Consider the following 528-nt stretch of genomic DNA (forward strand, 5'->3'; position numbering starts at 1 on the left):
GGGCGGTGATTTCGTCATCGGTCTGGTGGTCTTCGCCATTCTTATCATCGTCAATTTTCTCGTCATCACGAAGGGCGCCACGCGTATTGCCGAAGTTGGTGCGCGCTTCACGCTCGACGCCATTCCCGGCAAGCAGATGGCCATCGATGCGGACCTTTCGTCCGGCCTGATCGACGAGAAGGAAGCACAGCACCGGCGCCGCGAACTCGAAGAAGAAAGCGCCTTCTTCGGATCTATGGACGGTGCTTCAAAATTCGTGCGTGGTGACGCAATTGCCGGCCTCATCATTACCGCCGTCAACATATTTGGTGGTATTATCATCGGTGTGACGCGGCATGGCATGGAAGTCAGTGAAGCTGCCGATGTCTTTACAAAGCTGTCTGTCGGCGATGGTCTCGTCACCCAAATCCCGGCATTGATCGTATCGCTGGCGGCCGGTCTTCTTGTCTCTAAAGGCGGGACGCGTGGTTCAACCGACAAGGCCGTCTTTGGTCAGCTTGGTGCTTATCCTAAAGCGCTCTTCGTCGC

The 528-nt window shown here is 56.1% G+C and carries 1 protein-coding gene; it reads left to right on the forward strand.

Features of this window, described 5'->3' with window-relative positions:
* Positions 1-528, forward strand: a 528-nt coding sequence (locus ACXJ5O_RS29495) for an FHIPEP family type III secretion protein (protein WP_457302991.1), incomplete at both ends; no start/stop codon positions are given.

The organism is Phyllobacterium sp. P5_D12 (assembly GCF_054049495.1).